Source organism: Erwinia sp. JH02 (assembly GCF_013074405.1).
Classification (GTDB): Bacteria; Pseudomonadota; Gammaproteobacteria; order Enterobacterales; family Enterobacteriaceae; genus Erwinia; species Erwinia rhapontici.
This window is the reverse complement of the sequence record NZ_JABANZ010000006.1, coordinates 352,378-370,724: the sequence shown is the minus strand read 5'-3', so window position 1 is coordinate 370,724 and position 18,347 is coordinate 352,378. Positions and strand designations below refer to the sequence as shown.

16 protein-coding genes are annotated in these 18,347 nt (G+C 53.6%); 2 read left to right on the top strand and 14 right to left on the bottom strand.

Annotation, left to right across the window (positions count from 1 at the left end; all coding sequences use genetic code 11):
* Positions 1-11: 11 nt before the first annotated feature.
* The 9 genes from pabC to yceD all read right to left on the bottom strand — a co-directional run bounded on the left by pabC (position 12) and on the right by yceD (position 7,099).
* Positions 12-812 (bottom strand): aminodeoxychorismate lyase, encoded by an 801-nt coding sequence (gene pabC / locus HHI26_RS17235; protein ID WP_159337075.1) that lies wholly within the window; start codon positions 810-812, stop codon positions 12-14.
* A gap of 131 nt (positions 813-943) precedes the next feature.
* The gene (gene fabF, locus HHI26_RS17230) at positions 944-2,185 is read right to left on the bottom strand and encodes a beta-ketoacyl-ACP synthase II (RefSeq protein WP_133842830.1); all 1,242 of its coding nucleotides are present in this window, start codon (positions 2,183-2,185) and stop codon (positions 944-946) included.
* An 88-nt stretch (positions 2,186-2,273) separates the two neighbouring features.
* Positions 2,274-2,510, bottom strand: a complete 237-nt coding sequence (gene acpP / locus HHI26_RS17225) for an acyl carrier protein (protein WP_004157115.1) — start codon at positions 2,508-2,510, stop codon at positions 2,274-2,276.
* Positions 2,511-2,664: 154 nt separating this feature from the next.
* On the bottom strand, positions 2,665-3,399 hold the full coding sequence (gene fabG / locus HHI26_RS17220) for a 3-oxoacyl-ACP reductase FabG (protein WP_062743729.1): 735 nt from the start codon (positions 3,397-3,399) through the stop codon (positions 2,665-2,667).
* A 13-nt stretch (positions 3,400-3,412) separates the two neighbouring features.
* A complete protein-coding gene (fabD, locus tag HHI26_RS17215) occupies positions 3,413-4,342 on the bottom strand; it encodes an ACP S-malonyltransferase (RefSeq protein WP_133842828.1) in 930 nt (309 codons plus the stop codon).
* A gap of 33 nt (positions 4,343-4,375) precedes the next feature.
* Positions 4,376-5,329, bottom strand: coding sequence for a beta-ketoacyl-ACP synthase III (locus HHI26_RS17210; RefSeq protein ID WP_133842826.1), 954 nt, complete (start codon positions 5,327-5,329; stop codon positions 4,376-4,378).
* 6 nt (positions 5,330-5,335) lie between these two features.
* A complete protein-coding gene (gene plsX / locus HHI26_RS17205) occupies positions 5,336-6,370 on the bottom strand; it encodes a phosphate acyltransferase PlsX (RefSeq protein WP_159337076.1) in 1,035 nt (344 codons plus the stop codon).
* A 22-nt stretch (positions 6,371-6,392) separates the two neighbouring features.
* On the bottom strand, positions 6,393-6,563 hold the full coding sequence (gene rpmF / locus HHI26_RS17200; protein ID WP_003849870.1) for a 50S ribosomal protein L32: 171 nt from the start codon (positions 6,561-6,563) through the stop codon (positions 6,393-6,395).
* 14 nt (positions 6,564-6,577) lie between these two features.
* A complete protein-coding gene (gene yceD / locus HHI26_RS17195; RefSeq protein ID WP_133842822.1) occupies positions 6,578-7,099 on the bottom strand; it encodes a 23S rRNA accumulation protein YceD in 522 nt (173 codons plus the stop codon).
* Positions 7,100-7,241: 142 nt separating this feature from the next.
* Here yceD and HHI26_RS17190 point away from each other — a divergent pair, with 142 nt between their 5' ends.
* Positions 7,242-7,823 carry a nucleoside triphosphate pyrophosphatase gene (locus HHI26_RS17190; RefSeq protein ID WP_133842820.1) on the top strand — a complete coding sequence of 194 codons (582 nt, stop codon included), beginning with the start codon at positions 7,242-7,244 and terminating at the stop codon, positions 7,821-7,823.
* Positions 7,824-8,003: 180 nt separating this feature from the next.
* Here the strand turns inward: HHI26_RS17190 and rluC are convergent, their stop codons facing one another.
* Positions 8,004-8,966: a 23S rRNA pseudouridine(955/2504/2580) synthase RluC gene (rluC, locus tag HHI26_RS17185; RefSeq protein ID WP_133842818.1), complete on the bottom strand. Its 963-nt coding sequence runs from the start codon at positions 8,964-8,966 to the stop codon at positions 8,004-8,006.
* Positions 8,967-9,653: 687 nt separating this feature from the next.
* On the opposite strand from rluC, the gene rne reads away from it, so the two are divergent.
* Positions 9,654-13,205 (top strand): ribonuclease E, encoded by a 3,552-nt coding sequence (rne, locus tag HHI26_RS17180; protein WP_171149406.1) that lies wholly within the window; start codon positions 9,654-9,656, stop codon positions 13,203-13,205.
* A gap of 326 nt (positions 13,206-13,531) precedes the next feature.
* Here rne and flgL read toward each other — a convergent pair whose 3' ends face one another.
* The 4 genes from flgL to HHI26_RS17160 all read right to left on the bottom strand — a co-directional run bounded on the left by flgL (position 13,532) and on the right by HHI26_RS17160 (position 18,347).
* Positions 13,532-14,500, bottom strand: coding sequence for a flagellar hook-associated protein FlgL (gene flgL / locus HHI26_RS17175; protein WP_133842812.1), 969 nt, complete (start codon positions 14,498-14,500; stop codon positions 13,532-13,534).
* Positions 14,501-14,523: 23 nt separating this feature from the next.
* Complete coding sequence (gene flgK / locus HHI26_RS17170; protein ID WP_133842810.1) at positions 14,524-16,167, bottom strand: flagellar hook-associated protein FlgK; 1,644 nt, start codon at positions 16,165-16,167, stop codon at positions 14,524-14,526.
* A gap of 132 nt (positions 16,168-16,299) precedes the next feature.
* A complete protein-coding gene (gene flgJ / locus HHI26_RS17165; RefSeq protein ID WP_171149405.1) occupies positions 16,300-17,241 on the bottom strand; it encodes a flagellar assembly peptidoglycan hydrolase FlgJ in 942 nt (313 codons plus the stop codon).
* Positions 17,241-18,347 carry a flagellar basal body P-ring protein FlgI gene (locus HHI26_RS17160; protein WP_133842806.1) on the bottom strand — a complete coding sequence of 369 codons (1,107 nt, stop codon included), beginning with the start codon at positions 18,345-18,347 and terminating at the stop codon, positions 17,241-17,243. The genes flgJ and HHI26_RS17160 overlap by 1 nt, the downstream gene beginning before the upstream one ends.

Genomic DNA, 18,347 nt, shown 5'->3' with positions numbered 1-18,347 from the left:
AAGGTCCCACGTCATTCATTATGGTGGTTGAGCAGACCAAAAAGCTGGCGTGATGAATAATGCCAGTTCTCAACCTGGTAAACCGGCAATACGGGCATCAGTGCGTTGGTGATCAGCACTTCTTCTGCCGACGCCAGTGCGTCAATCTCAGCACGGACTTCTGTCAGGGTGAAGCCCAGTTGAACCACCTGCTGCATCACCCATTGACGTTGAATGCCATTCACACCCGATGCCGTTAAATCAGGGGTAAACACCTGATTTCCCGTACGCCAGAATAAATTAGCCGCACAGCATTCCACCAGCATAGCGTCACTGTCAAGCACCAGCGCCTCATCGGCGGCAGTCTGCTCAAGCTCTGTGCGGATCAGCACCTGTTCAAGGCGGTTTAGATGTTTTATTCCTGCCAGGTGGGGATTTTTCCCCAGGCGCACACTGCTGAGTGCCAGCCGTGCGCCAGTCTGGCGTAGCGTATGATAATGAGCAGGATAGTCAGCGAGCGATATGATGCGTACCGGCTGGCTGCAGCCCGTTGCGCTGTAACCGCGTCCGCCGCTGCCACGCGTCAAAATAACCTTCAGTACGGCATCGCTACGGGTTGTCGCAGCAAAGCTCATCTCTTTTTCGAGGTTATGCCAGTCAACGTCACCGATCATAAGACGTTCGCAGGCTTGCTGTAAACGCGTCAGATGGGCCTCAAGAAACGTTACCCTGCCCTGTTGAACACGCGCCGTGGTAAAACAACCATCGCCGAACTGCACTGCGCGATCGCGGATATCGATATTGTCCCGCGTGTCACCATTGACCCACATCATGCTCACTCTCCGTTATCGTCAGTGCCAAGATTACCTGCCAATCCCGCCAGAATCATCTGATTGTCGCTCACTGACGATCAGAATAAAAAAAGGCCCGCACAGTGCGGGCCTTTCAATCGGACAGGACAAACTCAGATCTTACGGAAAATAAGCGAACCGTTGGTACCGCCGAATCCGAAGGAGTTACATAAAGTGTACTCCAGACCTTTTGTCTGACGCGCCGTGTGCGGAACAAAATCAAGATCACAACCTTCATCTGGATTATCCAGATTGATGGTTGGCGGAACGACCTGGTCGCGCAATGCAAGAATAGTGAAGATCGACTCCACCGCGCCCGCTGCACCTAACAGGTGACCGGTCATGGATTTTGTCGAGCTGACCATCACGCTGTTCGCACTGGCACCAAAGACGGATTTCACTGCCTGCGTTTCTGCTTTATCTCCGGCCGGCGTCGAGGTACCGTGCGCGTTGATATAGCCGATTTGCTCTGGTGACAGTTGTGCATCTTTCAGTGCATTCACCATCGCCAGCGCCGCACCCGCACCGTTTTCCGGTGGAGAGGTCATGTGGTAGGCATCGCTGCTCATCCCAAACCCGACGATTTCAGCGTAGATTTTCGCCCCGCGTTTTTTCGCGTGCTCATACTCTTCCAACACCACCAGACCTGCACCGTCACCCAGTACAAAGCCATCACGATCTTTATCCCACGGACGGCTTGCTGCCTGCGGGTTATCGTTGCGGGTAGAAAGTGCACGTGCAGCACCAAATCCGCCCACACCCAGTGGTGTACTGGCTTTTTCAGCACCACCAGCCAGCATAACATCAGCATCGTTATAAGCGATGATACGTGCAGCGTGACCGATATTGTGCACGCCAGAAGTACAGGCAGTTGCGATGGAGATACTTGGGCCTTTCATGCCAAACATGATCGTCAGGTGACCCGCAATCATGTTAACAATGGTCGAAGGAACAAAGAACGGGCTGATTTTACGTGGGCCACCATTCACCAGAGAGGTGTGGTTTTCTTCAATAAGACCAAGACCGCCAATGCCGGAGCCAATGGCAGCGCCAATACGTTCAGCGTTCTCTTCGGTGATTTCCAGGCCGGAATCCTGCATGGCTTGAATGCCAGCAACAATTCCATATTGGATGAAGGCGTCCATCTTGCGCTGATCTTTACGCGAGATGAATTCATCACAATTAAAATCTTTTACTAAGCCAGCAAAACGCGTTGCGTAGGCACTAGTATCAAAATGGTCGATGAGGCTGATGCCACTCTGACCGGCAACAAGAGCATTCCAGGTGGACTCTACGGTATTGCCGACAGGAGACAACATGCCAAGACCAGTCACAACTACACGACGCTTAGACACGTTCGTCCTCCAGAGAGGGAAAAGTTGACACTGTGTGGGACGTTCAGATAAAACTCAGGCGGTCGAGCGACCGCCTGGAGATGCTCACTTATGCCTGGTGACCATTGATGTAATCAATAGCAGCCTGAACGGTAGTGATTTTCTCAGCTTCTTCGTCCGGAATCTCGGTATCAAACTCTTCTTCCAGAGCCATTACCAGCTCAACGGTATCAAGAGAATCAGCGCCCAGATCTTCTACAAAAGAGGCAGTATTAACAACTTCTTCCTGCTTAACGCCCAGCTGCTCGCCAATGATTTTCTTAACGCGTTCTTCGATAGTGCTCATACTATTAAATTTCCTATCAAAACTCGCTTTCGCGATGGTTTTCGTAGTGTATAAAATGTTGAAAAAGATGCAACTAAATCCCGGCTGGTCCAACCACGATTTTACGCTATTCTGCGGCCTTTACCCCAAATAACGCAAATAATTTTCGTGATTTTCAGACCATGTACATTCCGCCATTGACGTGCAGCGTTTCACCAGTGATGTACGCTGCCTCGTCAGAGGCTAAAAATGCAACGGCATTAGCGATCTCCTGCGCGCCGCCGAGGCGACCTGCAGGAACTTCCGCCAGAATGCCCGCACGCTGATCTTCGCTCAGTGCACGCGTCATGTCGGTTTCAATGAAACCAGGTGCCACGACGTTAACAGTAATACCACGGGACGCGATTTCACGCGCCAGTGATTTGCTAAAGCCAATCAAACCCGCTTTTGCTGCCGCGTAATTTGCCTGACCCGCATTACCCATTGTTCCAACTACGGAGCCAATGGTAATAATTCGACCCGCACGTTTTTTCATCATGGCACGCATTACCGCTTTTGACAGACGGAATACTGAAGTCAGATTGGTGTCCAGGATGTCCTGCCACTCATCGTCCTTCATGCGCATCAGGAGATTATCACGCGTGATGCCTGCATTATTGACTAAAATGTCCACTTCGCCAAATTCGGCGCGAATATTTTCCAACACGCTTTCAATCGATGCGCTGTCGGTCACGTTCAGAAGCAGGCCTTTTCCGTTATCGCCCAGATAGGTACTGATAGCGTCGGCGCCACTTTGGCTGGTCGCAGTACCCACAACTTTGGCACCACGTGCCACCAGGGTTTCTGCAATCGCACGGCCGATTCCACGGCTTGCACCGGTTACCAGCGCAATTTTACCTTCGAAGTTCATGTTTCTCTCCGTGTTATTGTTCAAGCGCCGCTGTCAGGCTGGCCTGGTCGTTTACCGCCGCCGCTGTCAGGGTGTCAACAATACGTTTAGTCAGCCCGGTCAGAACTTTACCCGGACCCACTTCCAGCAGCGACGTTACGCCCTGCCCGGCCATAAATTCTACACATCCGGTCCAGCGCACTGGATTGTACAACTGGCGAACCAGCGCACTACGGATAGCTTCTGCTGACGTCTCGCACTGCACATCAACGTTATTCACTACCGGGAAGGCAGGCGCGTTGAAGGTCAGCAATTCGAGTGCTGCGGCCAGTTTATCTGCCGCAGGCTTCATCAGTGCACAGTGTGACGGCACGCTGACAGGCAGCGGCAGTGCACGTTTCGCGCCGGCGGCCTTACAGGCAGCACCCGCACGTTCTACGGCTTCTTTGTTACCGGCAATCACAACCTGACCCGGAGAGTTAAAGTTCACCGGAGAGACAATTTGCCCCTGAGCAGACTCTTCACAGGCTTTGGCAATAGACGCATCGTCCAGACCAATAATCGCCTGCATCGCGCCAGTTCCTTCCGGAACGGCTTCCTGCATCAGTTTGCCGCGCAGTTCAACCAGCTTAATCGCATCTGCAAACGCCATGACACCTGCACAAACCAGCGCACTGTACTCACCCAGGCTGTGCCCTGCAAGCATTGACGGCGCTTTTCCGCCTTTTTCCTGCCAAACGCGGAAAATGGCAACAGAAGCAGCCAATAAAGCAGGCTGAGTTTGCCAGGTTTTGTTCAATTCTTCAGCAGGGCCTTGTTGCACTAACTGCCAGAGATCGTAACCCAGTGCGTCAGAAGCTTCACGGAAGGTTTTTTCCACAAGCGGATTCGTTGCAGCCAGATCGGCCAACATACCTACCGTTTGCGATCCCTGCCCCGGGAAGACCATTGCAAATTGCGTCATTGTGATTTCCTGTTAATCGCTATTTTTGCTTAATTAAAAGCGAACCAGTGCAGAACCCCAGGTGAACCCGCCACCAAAAGCTTCCAGCAGAATCAACTGACCACGTTGAATACGGCCATCACGTACCGCTTCATCAAGTGCGGTCGGCACAGATGCCGCCGAGGTGTTGCCATGACGATCGAGCGTCACAACGACTTTATCCATGTCCATGCCCAGTTTGCGGGCAGTGGCACTGATAATACGCAGGTTTGCCTGATGCGGCACCAGCCAGTCGATAGCAGAGCGATCAAGCTTATTGGCTTCCAGCGTTTCATCAACAATGTGAGCCAGTTCAGTCACAGCAACCTTGAACACTTCATTGCCCGCCATGGTGACATACGCTGGCGTGTCCTGGTTCGCACGATCCTGATTAGGCAGCGTCAACAACTGGCCATAGCGGCCATCTGCATGCAGATGAGTAGAGATAATCCCCGGCTCTTCACTGGCGCCCAATACCACGGCGCCTGCGCCATCACCAAACAGGATAATGGTGCCACGATCCTCAGGATCAAGCATACGAGCGAGGACATCAGCACCGATCACCAGTGCGTGTTTCACTGCACCATTTTTAATGTACTGATCGGCCACACTCAGCGCATAGGTGAAGCCTGCGCAGGCGGCGGCGAGGTCAAAGGAAGCGGCATCATCAATCTCAAGCATCTGCTGAATCATGCATGCTGAGCTTGGGAATGCGTGGCTGGACGACGTGGTCGCTACCACGATCAGACCGATATCATTTTTATCGATACCGGCCATCTCCAGCGCGCGCTCGGCCGCATGGAAGCCCATGGTTGCCACGGTTTCGTCCGGGCCGGCAATACGACGTTCACGAATGCCGGTACGAGTGACAATCCACTCATCCGACGTTTCTACCATTTTTTCCAGATCGGCGTTAGTCCGCACCTGCTCGGGCAAATAGCTGCCCGTACCGATAATCTTCGTATACATGTACGCTCAGTCACTCTTAGGTAATACCGCTTGAAGGCGCGCAGCAATCCGCTCGGGAACTTGCCGCCGCACCGCCTGCTCTGCCTGTTGGATCGCCACAGTAAATGCACGTTGATTCGCCGCGCCATGACTCTTAATCACGGTGCCACGTAATCCTAACAGGCAGGCGCCATTGTACTGGTCGGGATTGAGATGGCCGAACTTCTTTGCCAGACGCTTCTTGAGCCAGCGTCCCAGCAATCCCAGCCACCAGGCCTTCTTTTTACCTTCGCCCTGTGAATTCAACAGCGAAAGGAACATTCTTACTACACCTTCCATCGTTTTCAGCGTGACATTGCCCACGAAACCATCGCAAACAAGCACATCCGTCTTACCGGTGAGAAGATCGTTACCCTCGAGGTATCCAATATAGTTAAGTTCTGGCGATGCACGCAGTATTGCCGCTGCTTCACGTATCGAACTCAACCCTTTAGTCTCTTCCTGACCAATATTAAGCAGTGCCACTCTCGGTCGGTCGATGGCCAGGATTTCCTCTGCCACCACCGCGCCCATAACGGCAAATTGTACCAGCATAGCACTGTCCGAATCGACATTAGCGCCTAAGTCCAGCACCACGGTTTTCCCGTATTGCTGATGCGGTAACACGGTCATCAACGCCGGGCGATCAATGCCGTCCAGCGGTTTTAATAATAATTTAGCTAACCCCATCAGCGCACCCGTATTACCTGCACTGATACAGGCCTGTGCCTGCCCTGCTTTCACCTGCTCCAGCGCGACACGCATAGAGCTTCCACGGCTGGCGCGGATCGCCTGTGAAGGTCTGGCATCACTGGCAATAACCGATTCGGCAGCAATGATCTGCAGACGTGCCTTGAGGGCAGAATCAGCTTTGGCAAGTAATGACGTGATGGTGTCGGGATCGCCGACCAGAAGGAGATGCAGATGCGGATTTAAGGCCAGTGCCTGCAGTGATGCAGGCACTGTCACGCAGGGACCGAAATCCCCGCCCATGGCATCTATCGCCAGGGTCAAACGTGTCAAAGTAGCGCCGCGGACCGCGGAATTACTTAACGATGACCTTGCGACCGCGGTAGTAACCATCCGCAGTGATGTGGTGACGCAGATGAGTTTCACCAGAAACTTTATCTACGGAAAGAGCTGCTGTGGTCAGCGCATCGTGTGAACGACGCATGCCACGTTTGGAACGGGTTGGTTTATTCTGTTGTACGGCCATGGACCTTACTCCTATTACTTACGCTTTAAACTGGCTAATACGGCAAATGGGTTTGGTTTTTCTGCCTCTTCAGGCAACTGACCAAAGACCATGTCCGCCTCGGACACTTCACAGTGTTCAGAATCATGCACCGGAACGACAGGCAGGGCGAGAATGATTTCATCCTCAACCATTGCCAGCAGATCGGTTTCGCCAAACTCGTTGACGTTGATCGGCTCGTACGCTTCCGGCAGTGCTTCGGCCTGTTCGTCAGTGACGACCGGGCTGAAACAGTACGATACGTGGACATGCTGCGGAAAAGTCTTGTTGCAACGTTGGCAGCACAGCGTCACTGAAACTTCGGCCGTACCTTTCAGTACTGCCAGACGCTGCTCGTCAATCGCAAACGACATGACACATTCTACATCACTGTCCACACTCACTACCGACTCGGCAATCCGCTCAACCTGCTCAGGGGTGTAAACACCCTGGTAGTCCAGGCGTTTTTGAGCGGTACGAGTCGCATCGAGAGTTAGGGGTAATTTTACCTTTTGCATAGGGCGCGCATATTAACTTTGTAACGACATAGAGTCAAAGAAAAAGGCCGTTTTACGGCATCTTTCACCCATGATTCGCATCCAGTGCGGCGCATAGTTTAAAATGCCTGACACTGATTCGCTATATATTCTGGAAAAAATTATGCGCCACCTGGTATTAGCCTCCACATCGAGCTATCGAAAAGCCTTATTAGCCAAACTGGAACTGCCGTTTATTACCGCGGCGCCAGAGGTGGATGAAACACCGCTGGACGATGAAGATGCCACTGAATTGGTGGTACGACTGGCAACCGCCAAGGCGCAGGCGCTGGCCGGACGCTACCCGGACCACTTAATCATTGGTTCCGACCAGGTCTGCGTGGTGGCCGGCAAGATTTTTGGCAAACCTCTCACAGCCGCACGGGCACAGGAGCAGTTGCGTGCAGCCAGCGGCCACAGCGTGGTGTTTTATACCGGTCTGGCGCTCTATGACAGCCGCAACGCGTCACTGCAGGTGCTTTGTGAGCCCTTCAGCGTCGATTTTCGCACACTGAGTGACGAGGAAATCGTGGCCTATATCAGCAAAGAGCAGCCACTTAACTGTGCAGGGAGCTTTAAAAGTGAAGGACTGGGTATCACACTGTTCGATCGCCTGTCAGGGCGTGACCCCAATACACTGGTAGGGCTACCGCTGATTGCCCTGTGCGACATGCTGAGAAACGCCGGTGTTAATCCACTGGTGTGATGGAGAACCGAAGCACGGCATGGGGGCCTGGGTCAGGCATGCCTGACCCCTACAAAGTCCGTGTCCTTACGTAGGGGCGAGGTATGCCTCGCCTTGGGTCAGGGCTACCTGCCCCCTACAAAGTCCCTGTCCTTACGTAGGGGCGAGGCATGCCTCGCCCTGGGTCAGGGCTGCCTGACCCTACGTGGCGGGATACTGTTTACGCAGAATCTCCAGACAACGTTTCAGTTCGTTGTCCAGGGGCGCTTCCACACGCATGATTTCCCCGGTATTCGGGTGCGTGAAACGCAGCGCAGCGGCATGCAGGAACAGGCGTTTCAGACCGGTCCCACTTAGCTGCTGGTCAAAATCGGCTTCGCCGTAGCGATCATCAAAGGCAATCGGATGCCCGGCATGTAATGTATGTACGCGAATCTGGTGAGTACGCCCGGTGACCGGACTGGCTTTTACCAGCGTAGCCATGGCATAACGCTCTTCCACTTTAAACAGCGTCTCGGACGGTTTGCCTTCACTGTTCACCTTCACAATGCGCTCACCGCTTTGCAGGATATTTTTCAGTAAAGGTGCCCGGACCGCTTTCACATGGGATGGCCACTGCCCGCGTACCAGCGCGAGGTAATCCTTCTGCATGCCCTTCTCACGCAGTTGCTCGTGCAGCGAACGCAGCGCAGAGCGTTTTTTTGCCACCAGCAATACCCCGGAGGTGTCGCGATCCAGGCGGTGGACTAACTCCAGGAAGCGCGCATCTGGACGCAGCGCACGCAGCCCTTCAATCACACCGAAACTCAGACCACTGCCCCCGTGTACGGCAGTGCCGGACGGTTTGTTCATGACGAGAATGTGGTCGTCTTCATAAATGATGGCGTGTTCCAGTGCGGCGACTTTCGCCAGCTTAGGTGACACATTATCGTCTTCACGCTCTGCCACCCGCACGGGGGGAATGCGCACCTCATCCCCGGCCTCCAGTTTGTATTCCGGTTTGATACGTTTCTTGTTCACCCGCACTTCGCCTTTACGCAAAATGCGATAAATCATGCTTTTCGGCACCCCTTTTAACTGGGTGCGCAAAAAGTTATCGATGCGCTGTCCTGCTTCATCAGCAGAAATGGCAATAAAATGTACGGCTGGAGTATTGGTTTTCATGGTTGGCGATTCTAAATAGTGCGCTGTGATAGCGCCACCTCTTTTTCTGTGCTTAACTGACAGAGACGGTTACCGCAGGAAGTTGTGACCGGTTTTTAGACAATCTGCTGAAAAGCACTGCAATACGTTCTAAAAGCTGAGAGAAACTTCTCAACGCGGATAAAGTCACCTTGCGATCACCGCCTTAGCAATGGAATAATATCTCCGTTTTTGACGCTAAGACTTGCGAACGTAAGGGAATAGTTAGCGTGTACCCAATAGATTTCGTGTTGCAGCAAGGCAAGCGAAAGAATCCCCGGAAACAGACATAAGTCGGTATTTGGGGATGAATGAGATCAGCCAACATGGCTGCGGCTCGAAAGATGAAGGGTGAGAAATTTTGCCGGATAGCGCATACACGCAGCAATGGCGTAAGACGTATTGTGCAATCAGGCATTTAGCGGGCTGCGGGTTGCAGCCTGGACGATAAAACGGGATTGGTTCACCTGGTATTCTACTGGCGGTTCCCCCCTTAAAAGCGCTGTTTTTCCATATGTAAAACAGGCTACCGAGTTTTTGCACCCCTTTAGCTGCTGACAACCGGGAGGTTGACGGCTTTGCGATGAGACACGGGGTCATCGGTTTTCATGTCCAGCGTTACTTTGCCCGCAGCTTTGTCACTAATGTAAGAATAATGAGTAAGTTACGATGAAAAGAATGTTGATAAACGCAACTCAGCAGGAAGAGTTGCGTGTTGCCCTCGTGGACGGACAACGTCTGTACGATCTGGATATTGAAAGCCCTGGACACGAACAGAAAAAAGCCAACATCTACAAAGGCAAGATCACCCGCATTGAACCCAGCCTCGAAGCCGCATTTGTTGATTACGGCGCTGAACGGCACGGTTTCCTACCTCTGAAAGAAATTTCCCGCGAATACTTCCCTGCTAATTACAATTCTCACGGTCGTCCAAATATCAAGGATGTACTGCGTGAAGGCCAGGAAGTCATTGTTCAGATCGATAAAGAAGAACGTGGTAATAAAGGCGCAGCCCTGACCACCTTTATCAGCCTGGCGGGAAGTTACCTGGTTCTGATGCCAAACAACCCACGAGCAGGCGGTATTTCACGCCGTATCGAAGGCGATGACCGCACTGAACTGAAAGAAGCCCTGTCAGCACTGGAATTGCCTGATGGTATGGGTCTGATTGTACGCACCGCGGGTGTGGGCAAATCGGCCGATGCACTGCAATGGGATCTCAGCTTCCGTCTGAAACATTGGGAAGCCATTAAGAAAGCTGCTGACAGCCGCCCCGCGCCTTTCCTGATCCATCAGGAAAGTAACGTGATCGTGCGCGCCTTCCGCGACTATCTGCGTCAGGACATCGGCGAAATCCTCATCGACAATCCAAAAGTGCTGGAGCTGGCTCGCCAGCATATCGCCGCACTGGGTCGTCCAGATTTCAGCAGCAAAATTAAACTGTACACCGGTGAAATCCCGCTGTTCAGCCACTATCAAATCGAATCGCAGATCGAATCTGCATTCCAGCGTGAAGTGCGTCTGCCTTCTGGCGGATCGATTGTTATCGATTCCACCGAAGCGCTGACGGCTATCGATATCAACTCCGCACGCGCCACTCGCGGCGGGGACATCGAAGAAACGGCGTTTAACACCAACCTGGAAGCGGCCGATGAAATTGCCCGCCAGCTGCGTTTGCGTGACCTCGGTGGCCTGATCGTTATCGACTTTATCGATATGACCCCGGTTCGTCATCAGCGTGCGGTAGAAAACCGCCTGCGTGAAGCCGTACGCCAGGATCGTGCTCGTATTCAGATCAGCCATATTTCACGTTTCGGCCTGCTGGAAATGTCGCGTCAGCGTCTTAGCCCTTCTCTGGGTGAATCCAGCCATCACGTTTGCCCACGCTGTAGCGGCACCGGTACCATCCGTGATAACGAATCGCTGGCTCTCTCCATTCTGCGTCTGATTGAAGAAGAAGCGCTGAAAGAGAACACCAAAGAAGTTCATGCCATCGTACCGGTTCAGGTTGCTTCATACCTGCTGAACGAGAAACGTGAAGCCGTCAGCGCCATTGAAAAACGCCAGGGCGGCGTGCGTGCCATTATCGTACCCAACGATAATATGCAGACACCGCACTACTCAGTTCTGCGCGTGCGCAGTGGTGAAGAGACGCAAACTCTCAGCTATCACCTGCCTAAACTTCACGAAGCAGAAATGGCGTTACCTTCTGAAGAAGAGCACGCTGAGCGCAAGCGTCCTGAGCAGCCTGCCCTCGCCGCTTTCGTGATGCCAGATGCGCCGCCAGCACCACAGGAAGAAATCGCAGAAGTTGCAGCAGCCACTCCGGTTACCCAGCCTGTCGCGAAAACACCTGCTGCTGCTGAGCCGGGCCTGGTTAGCCGCTTCTTCAGCGGGTTGAAAAAACTCTTCGCTGCGGAAGAGAAACCGGTCGTTGAGCCACTGCCACCTGTCGTTGAAGAAAAAACGGCCGAAGCCGCGGCTCCACGTGGTGAGCGTCGTAATAACCGCCGCCAGAACAACAACCGTCGCGACCGTAACGGTGAACGTGGTGAGCGTTATGGCGACCGTAATGCGGACCGTAGCGATCGTAATGGCGAACGTAACGACCGTAACAGTGAACGTAACGACCGTAATGGTGAACGTAACGAGCGCAACAGCGAGCGTAACGACCGCAACGGTGAACGTACTGAACGTACTGAACGTGCACCACGTGAACGCAACAACGAAGCGCGTGAAAATGGTCGTGACGACAATCGTCGTAACAACGCCAATAAACGCAATGCACCACAGGCGGATGCCCGCAGCGAACGTATGGTTCCAGACGAATTTGAACGCAGCGAAACCTCGCAGCCACGTCAACCTCGTCAGGATCGCCAGCGTCGTCGTCCTGGTCAGAACCAGGAAGAAAAACGGCCGGTCGTGCAGGAAGAGAGCATCGTTGAGCCGATCATCGAAGCTGTAGACAATCAGGAAGTGCAGGAAGAGAACGTACAGGTGATGCCGCGCCGTAAACCGCGCCAGTTGAACCAGAAAGTGCGTATCGAAACGGCTGAACAGACCGCTGCGCGTTCGTTTGAACCGCAAGGTGAAGAAGTGACCCCGGCAGCCACGCCAGTGGTTAACGAACCTGTGGCTGAGTCTGATGACAACGACGATCGTGATGGCAACAATATGCCACGCCGTTCACGTCGCTCTCCACGCCACCTGCGTGTGAGCGGTCAGCGTCGTCGCCGTTACCGTGATGAGCGTTATCCGACACAGTCACCAATGCCGCTGTCTAACGCTGCTGCATCGCCAGAAATGGCATCAGGTAAAGTGTGGATTTCTTATCCGGTTGCTCAGACAAGCGATCACGAAACGCATGAAGAGCATGGCCATTCAGTGGTCCCTCCTTACGGTCATACAGAGGTTGAAACGCCTGTTGCAGAAGCCACTGCCGCTGTCGAAGCCGCTAATGCGGTAGAGGCTGTCGCTGCCACCGCACCTGTGGTTGAAACCCCTGAGGTTAACACTCCTGCGATTGAAGCCCCGGTCGAAGAGCAGGCAGAACCTGTGCAGCAGGCTGAGCCACAGCCAGAAAATCTGCCAGAAATCACCCCTGTGATTGCTGAAGAGACGGCTGCCATTGACGCACCGGTAAACGAAGAACCCGCCGTAATTTCTGCCGCTGACGAAGTTGTCGCGGAAGAGACTGCAGCAGAAGCGACGCCTGTGGAAGATGTTCAGCCTGAGCCAACTTTTGCCGCAGTTGATGCTGTTGCGGATATTGTGGAAGAAGCCCAACAGGCGACTGACATTGCCAGCGTTGCTCCGGTTCAAGTCAGCCCTGAAGTTGAGCAGCAGGTTGCCGAAGTGCTCCATGCACCGGAAGTGACTGCAGCACAACACACTGTGGCGACCAGCGAGCCGCACGCTCCGGTTCCTGCCCGTGACGAGCCTGTCGCGGATGCACCGGTTGCTGCTGAGCCTGTGGTTGATGCTGCACCGGTCGTTGCCAGCGCACCTGCTGTTGCAGAACCCGTGGCCGCTGCCCCCGTGCAGAGCAGCGCTCCGCATCATGCTACCGCGCCAATGACGAAAGCCCCGGCTCCGGCTTACCAGCCAGAAGCACCAAGTCAGAGCGACTGGGTGCGTCCGGACTTTAACTTTGAAGGTAAGGGGTCAGCAGGCGGTCACGCTGCAACTCATCAGGCGACTGCTCCGGCAACCCGTCCTTAATACCTGATAACGCGTCAATCAAGCCCTGGCCACCTGGCCGGGGCTTTTTTTTATCTGCTCTTCCCTCCCCGTTTACGCCAGTATCTCTGTATTCACCGATCGTTGTCGCAACGTATTCATGTCTGTGAGTATACATATACCCGCCGTCATCAGCATCGCGGTTCATAGACACCATTGCGTTATCGACAAGTCGTTAAAAGGATACGGGGCACACCGTTACGTGAGGGGAGATAGCAGGCAAAAAAAACCCGCTGTCAGCTTTGGCTACTGACAGCGGGAGAAACTGAACGTACACGGTTAAAGCACGTTCAAATATTAGAGGTCAGCTAGGAATTCATAGTAAACAGCGACAGTTTCGACATCTGCTGGAACACGGTATAAGAGGCCTGTAAGGCCGCCTGCTGCATGGTATAGCTGGAGATGGTTTCAGTGGTATCGGCACCGATTAACCCGCTTAACTGGTTCTTCAGATTCAGTGTGGTGTCATCCCCTTTTGAATCAAGGTTTGTCAGTTCCTGCAGGTTCGTACCGATCTCAGAACGCACGCTTGACACATTTTCCAGCGCATTACTCAAACCACGGTTAGCCTTGCCCATATTGAGCCCCTCGGCATCGATTGCCGCTTGATCGGCATCGTCCAACGGGACTTTCAGCGATTTAATCGCGGTATCAAGGATGGTAAAGATATTGCTTTCACCCGTGGTGCCATCCGGTTCTTTCACCGCACTACTGGTCAACGAGTCAAAAATTTGCTTGCCGGTATGGTTCGTGGTCAGCGTACGGCTGGCATCTACTTTTTGTGTAATCGGAGTCAGCCCGCCATTATAGGTGGTTTCGCCTGTAGTGGCATCGGTGGTGAACGGTGCCGTATCGCTATCATAACCGGCAAACACATAGCGCCCATTACCATCGGTACTGTTTGCCAGATTGAGTAACTGTGCACGAAGTCCTTCCAGCTGGGTGGCATAGGAAGCACGGTCAGCATCTGACAAGATCCCGTTTGATGCGGCAACCACAGTAGTCTGAGCGCTGATAATGACATCAGCAGCCTGCTTCAACGTGGTTTCTTCGGTTGACTGGTTTTGCGTAGCAAATACGCGCGCCGTTTTAAACTGGGCGGTCTCAGCCTGTGCCTGAGACACCACCACCGCCTGCGCAGATGCAACGGGATCATCCGACGGCCGGTTAACACGGTTACCCGTTGAGAGCTGTTCACCCACTTTCAGCCAGCTTGCCTGCGAAGTCTGGATGCCACGCATCTGCTGGTCATAGATCATGCCGGTACTGAGTCGCATGGTATTAGTTCCTCTGCAAAAAATTAGCTGACAGCACTAAGCAGTGCCTGAAAGATGGTGGATGCAGTCTGCAATACCTGGGCGTTAGCCGTGTAATATTGCTGATAGCGCGTCAGGTTGGTGTACTCTTCATCCAGGTTCACCCCGGAAACAGACTGCTGCTGATTAGTCAGCTGTGTGACGACGGCCGCCTGTGTGGTACTGGTGGTTTCCAGCGTGCTGGTTTTATTACCTACGGTCGCCACCAGGCTGGCGTAAGCCTGCGTCAGGGTGCTTTTACCGTTGATCACATTAGCTGTCTGCAGATCCAGCAGCTTCTGTACGTTTTCATTGTTACTTTCACCGCCCGCCGAACTGGCCGCAGCCAGCTTGGCTTCCTCGGTCACCAGTACGCTCATTCCGGTCACGACGCTGGAGACCGGCTTAACAGTGAAGCTGTCTTTGGCTGCAGGCAGAGTGTCATAGGCCACTGAGAGGCCATCAAACGACAGCGTCTGAGCAGTGGTATCCACGGTAACTGTCGATTTAGTGTTATCAGACAGGCGCGTTGCCGTCCAGTTGGTGCCGTCGTAACTGACGGTATAATTAGAAGCCTGTACCGCAGTAGTATCTGCCCAGGTGGCAGTCAGCGAAGCACCGCCGGTATTTTTGCTGTTCGAGATCACAGACGGGCTACCGAGCGCAAAGAAAGCACCGCCATCTGCGCCATCAACATCTTTACCCAATTCATGCTGGGTATTGAAGCTGGTGCCCAGCGCCATAGCGAGTTGTCCCACCTGGTTGCGTACGCTGTCCAGATCGCTACGGAATGCCAGCAATCCACCAAGTGAACCCGTGGTGACCAGTTTTTCTGAGATTTCGACTTTTTGACCCGTCACTGAGTCAACGGTCGCGATTGTGGTACGCGATGGATCGGCGCTGGAAGGCACGGCAGCCAGTTGGCTGTAAGTATCACCCTGGACCAGAGAAATACCGTTACCAATAGAGATATTGTAACTACCACCATCCTGCTGGGTGACGTTAACGCCGACCAGCTTATTCAGCTCACTGACCAGTTGATCACGCTGATCGAGCAAATCGTTGGGTTCGCTACCCCCACCCGCGCCTTTCAGTTTGATGATCTGCTGGTTAACGTTAGCGATCTGTTTGGCGTAGTTGTTAATTTGCTCAACAGTGGCTTTTACCGACGTGTTCACACTGCTGTCGAGGTTCGATAAATAGGTATCAGTCACTTTAAACTGATTGACCAGACCTTCCGCTTTGCCTAATACCGCCTGGCGGGAAGAAGAGTCGCTGGCGTTGCTGGCAAGCGTCTGCAGCGAGCTGAAGAAGTCCTGCATATTGGTCGACAATGTGTTTGTGGTGCTGGACAGCATGTCGTCAATACTGGAAAGCTGGCTGTACTGAGTCGTAATGGCACTGGACTGAGCGCTGGCCGCGCGCAGCTGGTTAGTGATGAACTGGTCATACTCACGGTATACCGTGGAGACGTTCGCACCATTACCATAGTAGCTGTTGCCACTCAGGGTACTGTTGGCCTGAGCCAGCACAGTTGTCTGGCGCGAGTAACCGGTTACCGCGTAGTTCGAGATGTTGTTACTGGTGGTATTCAGCGCAGCAGATGCAGCGCTTAACCCGCTCATCGCGGTATTGATTAAGTTAGCCATTTCGGGTCCTTGTTAACCGGCAACTGCAGAGCCAGCATTGACGAATCGTTTGCCGGAAGGGGGTTAACGCAAATCCGGCCTGAAAAGGTTATCGGTTAAACCGGGGCAAACTTGAGCATTTCCCCGAAAAATTTAAAACAAATCGCCGATATCCTGGCTGTAGGCTTTGACCACTTTTTCACCCATATTTTTGAACTGCTGGATCATACCCACCAACTTTTGTGCATATTTAGGATCGGTGGCATAACCCGCAGCCTGCAACGCCTGCGCGCCCTGTTCCGGCGAGGAAGCGGTCGTCACGGCCGCATAGCGTGGATTGTTACTCAGCAGTTTGACGTAGTCGTTGAGGGCATCGAAATAGGAGTCGTAAACACGGAATTTTTGCTTCACCTTTTTCGCTTCACCATTCTCAAATTCGGTGGTCATCACATCAGTGGTTTTACCCTGCCAGCTGCCCGTCGCTTTAATACCAAAGACGTTATAGCTTGGCTTACCGTCACGCGTGAGGATCTGGCGCTGGCCCCAACCTGATTCGAGTGCGGCCTGGGCCAGAATCAGGTGATGAGGAATACCACTTTGCTCACTCGCCGCCTGTGCCGGTTTTGACAGCATCGCGATAAAGTCACCATTGTCACCGGATAACGGCATCTCTGCGCTGGAGAAACGTGGCACCGCTTTACGGAGCATTTGTTCCATCGCCAGCGGAGGTAAGGTGTTGATAAAGCTCTTATCCAGCGGCATGGGCACCGTACCGGCTTTCTCATCCAGCGGCTTCTGCCCTTCCATCTGTTTCACGATAAGGTCAGCCAGACCGAGGCCTTTAGCCCCGATCTCCTGGCCAATCTGCTGATCGTACATTGAGGTATAAAGCCGCGTCTGCTCGCTACTCATCAGGCCATCCTGCGGTAGCGCCTGGCGCATGCTTTTCAACATCATCTGGACAAACATCCCTTCGACCTGTTTTGCCACTTCGCGCGCATGCGCTTTCGGGTCATCACCGGCTAACCGTTTCAGGGTGTTCAGCGAGCGGCTGTCATACGCCGCGCTGCTCAGAGACTGGCTGTTGTCACTCATCAGATAATTTCCAGTTTGGCGTGCAGGCAACCTGCGCTTTCCATCGACTGCAAAATAGACATCAGATCGATAGGCGTCGCACCCAGCGAGTTCAGTGCACGAACCACGCTGTTCAAATTCGCGCTGGCGTTAACCGTTTGCAGTGCGCCCCCGCTCTGACGCATATCAATCTGCGTTTGCGGTGTCACCACAGTCTGACCACCGCCAAATGGCGTATCAGGCTGACTAACGTTCTGCGTCTGATTGACCGTGACCGACAGGCTGCCCTGGGCGATCGCACATTGCGTCAACATCACTTCACGGTTCATGACCACCGAGCCAGTACGTGAGTTGATGATCACTTTGGCGTCCTGAATCGGAACCGAGACATCAATATTCTGGATATCCGCCAGTAGACGTACCTGAGAGGTGTTATTTGCTGTTGAGCGGATCTGCACCGTGCGGCCATCGACGGCCTGCGCCATCCCGTAGCCACCGCGGCTGTTAATGGCGTCGCTGATGCGCTGCGCCATGCTGAAATCTTCCTGGTTCAGATACAGGCTTACGATATTGCTGGTGGCGAAGTTATTCGGCAATTCACGCTCAATCGTGGCACCGCCGGTAATACGACCACCGTTCACCTGGTTGACCTGCACGCTACTGCCACCGGCCGCAGCACTGGCACCGCCGATCAGAATGTTACCCTGCGCCAGCGCGTAAACCTGGTTATCCACGCCTTTCAGCGGGGTCATCAGCAGCGTACCGCCGCGCAGACTTTTGGCGTTACCCATGGAGGAAACCACCACATCAACCACCTGCCCCTGACGGCCAAATGCTGGCAGCTTTGCAGTCACCATCACCGCCGCCACGTTTTTCAACTGCATATTGGTGCCGGTAGGAACAGTGATCCCTAACTGCGACAGCATGTTGCTCAGGCTCTGTGTGGTAAATGGCGTCTGGGTTGTCTGGTCACCGGTGCCATCGAGTCCCACCACCAGACCGTAGCCGATCAGGGAGTTATCACGCACGCCGCCCACGGTAGTGAGATCGCGAATACGATCGGCCTGCGCCAGGGCGCTAAACCCCACCGTCAGCAGCAGGACACATCGAATCAGTACATTACGCAT

Coding starts and splice junctions, on each gene's coding strand:
- pabC (WP_159337075.1), bottom strand. CDS start 812: ATGATGTGGGTCAATGGTGACACGCGGGACAATATCGATATCCGCGAT.
- acpP (WP_004157115.1), bottom strand. CDS start 2,510: ATGAGCACTATCGAAGAACGCGTTAAGAAAATCATTGGCGAGCAGCTG.
- fabG (WP_062743729.1), bottom strand. CDS start 3,399: ATGAACTTCGAAGGTAAAATTGCGCTGGTAACCGGTGCAAGCCGTGGA.
- fabD (WP_133842828.1), bottom strand. CDS start 4,342: ATGACGCAATTTGCAATGGTCTTCCCGGGGCAGGGATCGCAAACGGTA.
- HHI26_RS17210 (WP_133842826.1), bottom strand. CDS start 5,329: ATGTATACGAAGATTATCGGTACGGGCAGCTATTTGCCCGAGCAGGTG.
- rpmF (WP_003849870.1), bottom strand. CDS start 6,563: ATGGCCGTACAACAGAATAAACCAACCCGTTCCAAACGTGGCATGCGT.
- yceD (WP_133842822.1), bottom strand. CDS start 7,099: ATGCAAAAGGTAAAATTACCCCTAACTCTCGATGCGACTCGTACCGCT.
- HHI26_RS17190 (WP_133842820.1), top strand. CDS start 7,242: ATGCGCCACCTGGTATTAGCCTCCACATCGAGCTATCGAAAAGCCTTA.
- rluC (WP_133842818.1), bottom strand. CDS start 8,966: ATGAAAACCAATACTCCAGCCGTACATTTTATTGCCATTTCTGCTGAT.
- rne (WP_171149406.1), top strand. CDS start 9,654: ATGAAAAGAATGTTGATAAACGCAACTCAGCAGGAAGAGTTGCGTGTT.
- flgL (WP_133842812.1), bottom strand. CDS start 14,500: ATGCGACTCAGTACCGGCATGATCTATGACCAGCAGATGCGTGGCATC.
- flgK (WP_133842810.1), bottom strand. CDS start 16,167: ATGGCTAACTTAATCAATACCGCGATGAGCGGGTTAAGCGCTGCATCT.
- flgJ (WP_171149405.1), bottom strand. CDS start 17,241: ATGAGTGACAACAGCCAGTCTCTGAGCAGCGCGGCGTATGACAGCCGC.
- HHI26_RS17160 (WP_133842806.1), bottom strand. CDS start 18,347: ATGCGTAATGTACTGATTCGATGTGTCCTGCTGCTGACGGTGGGGTTT.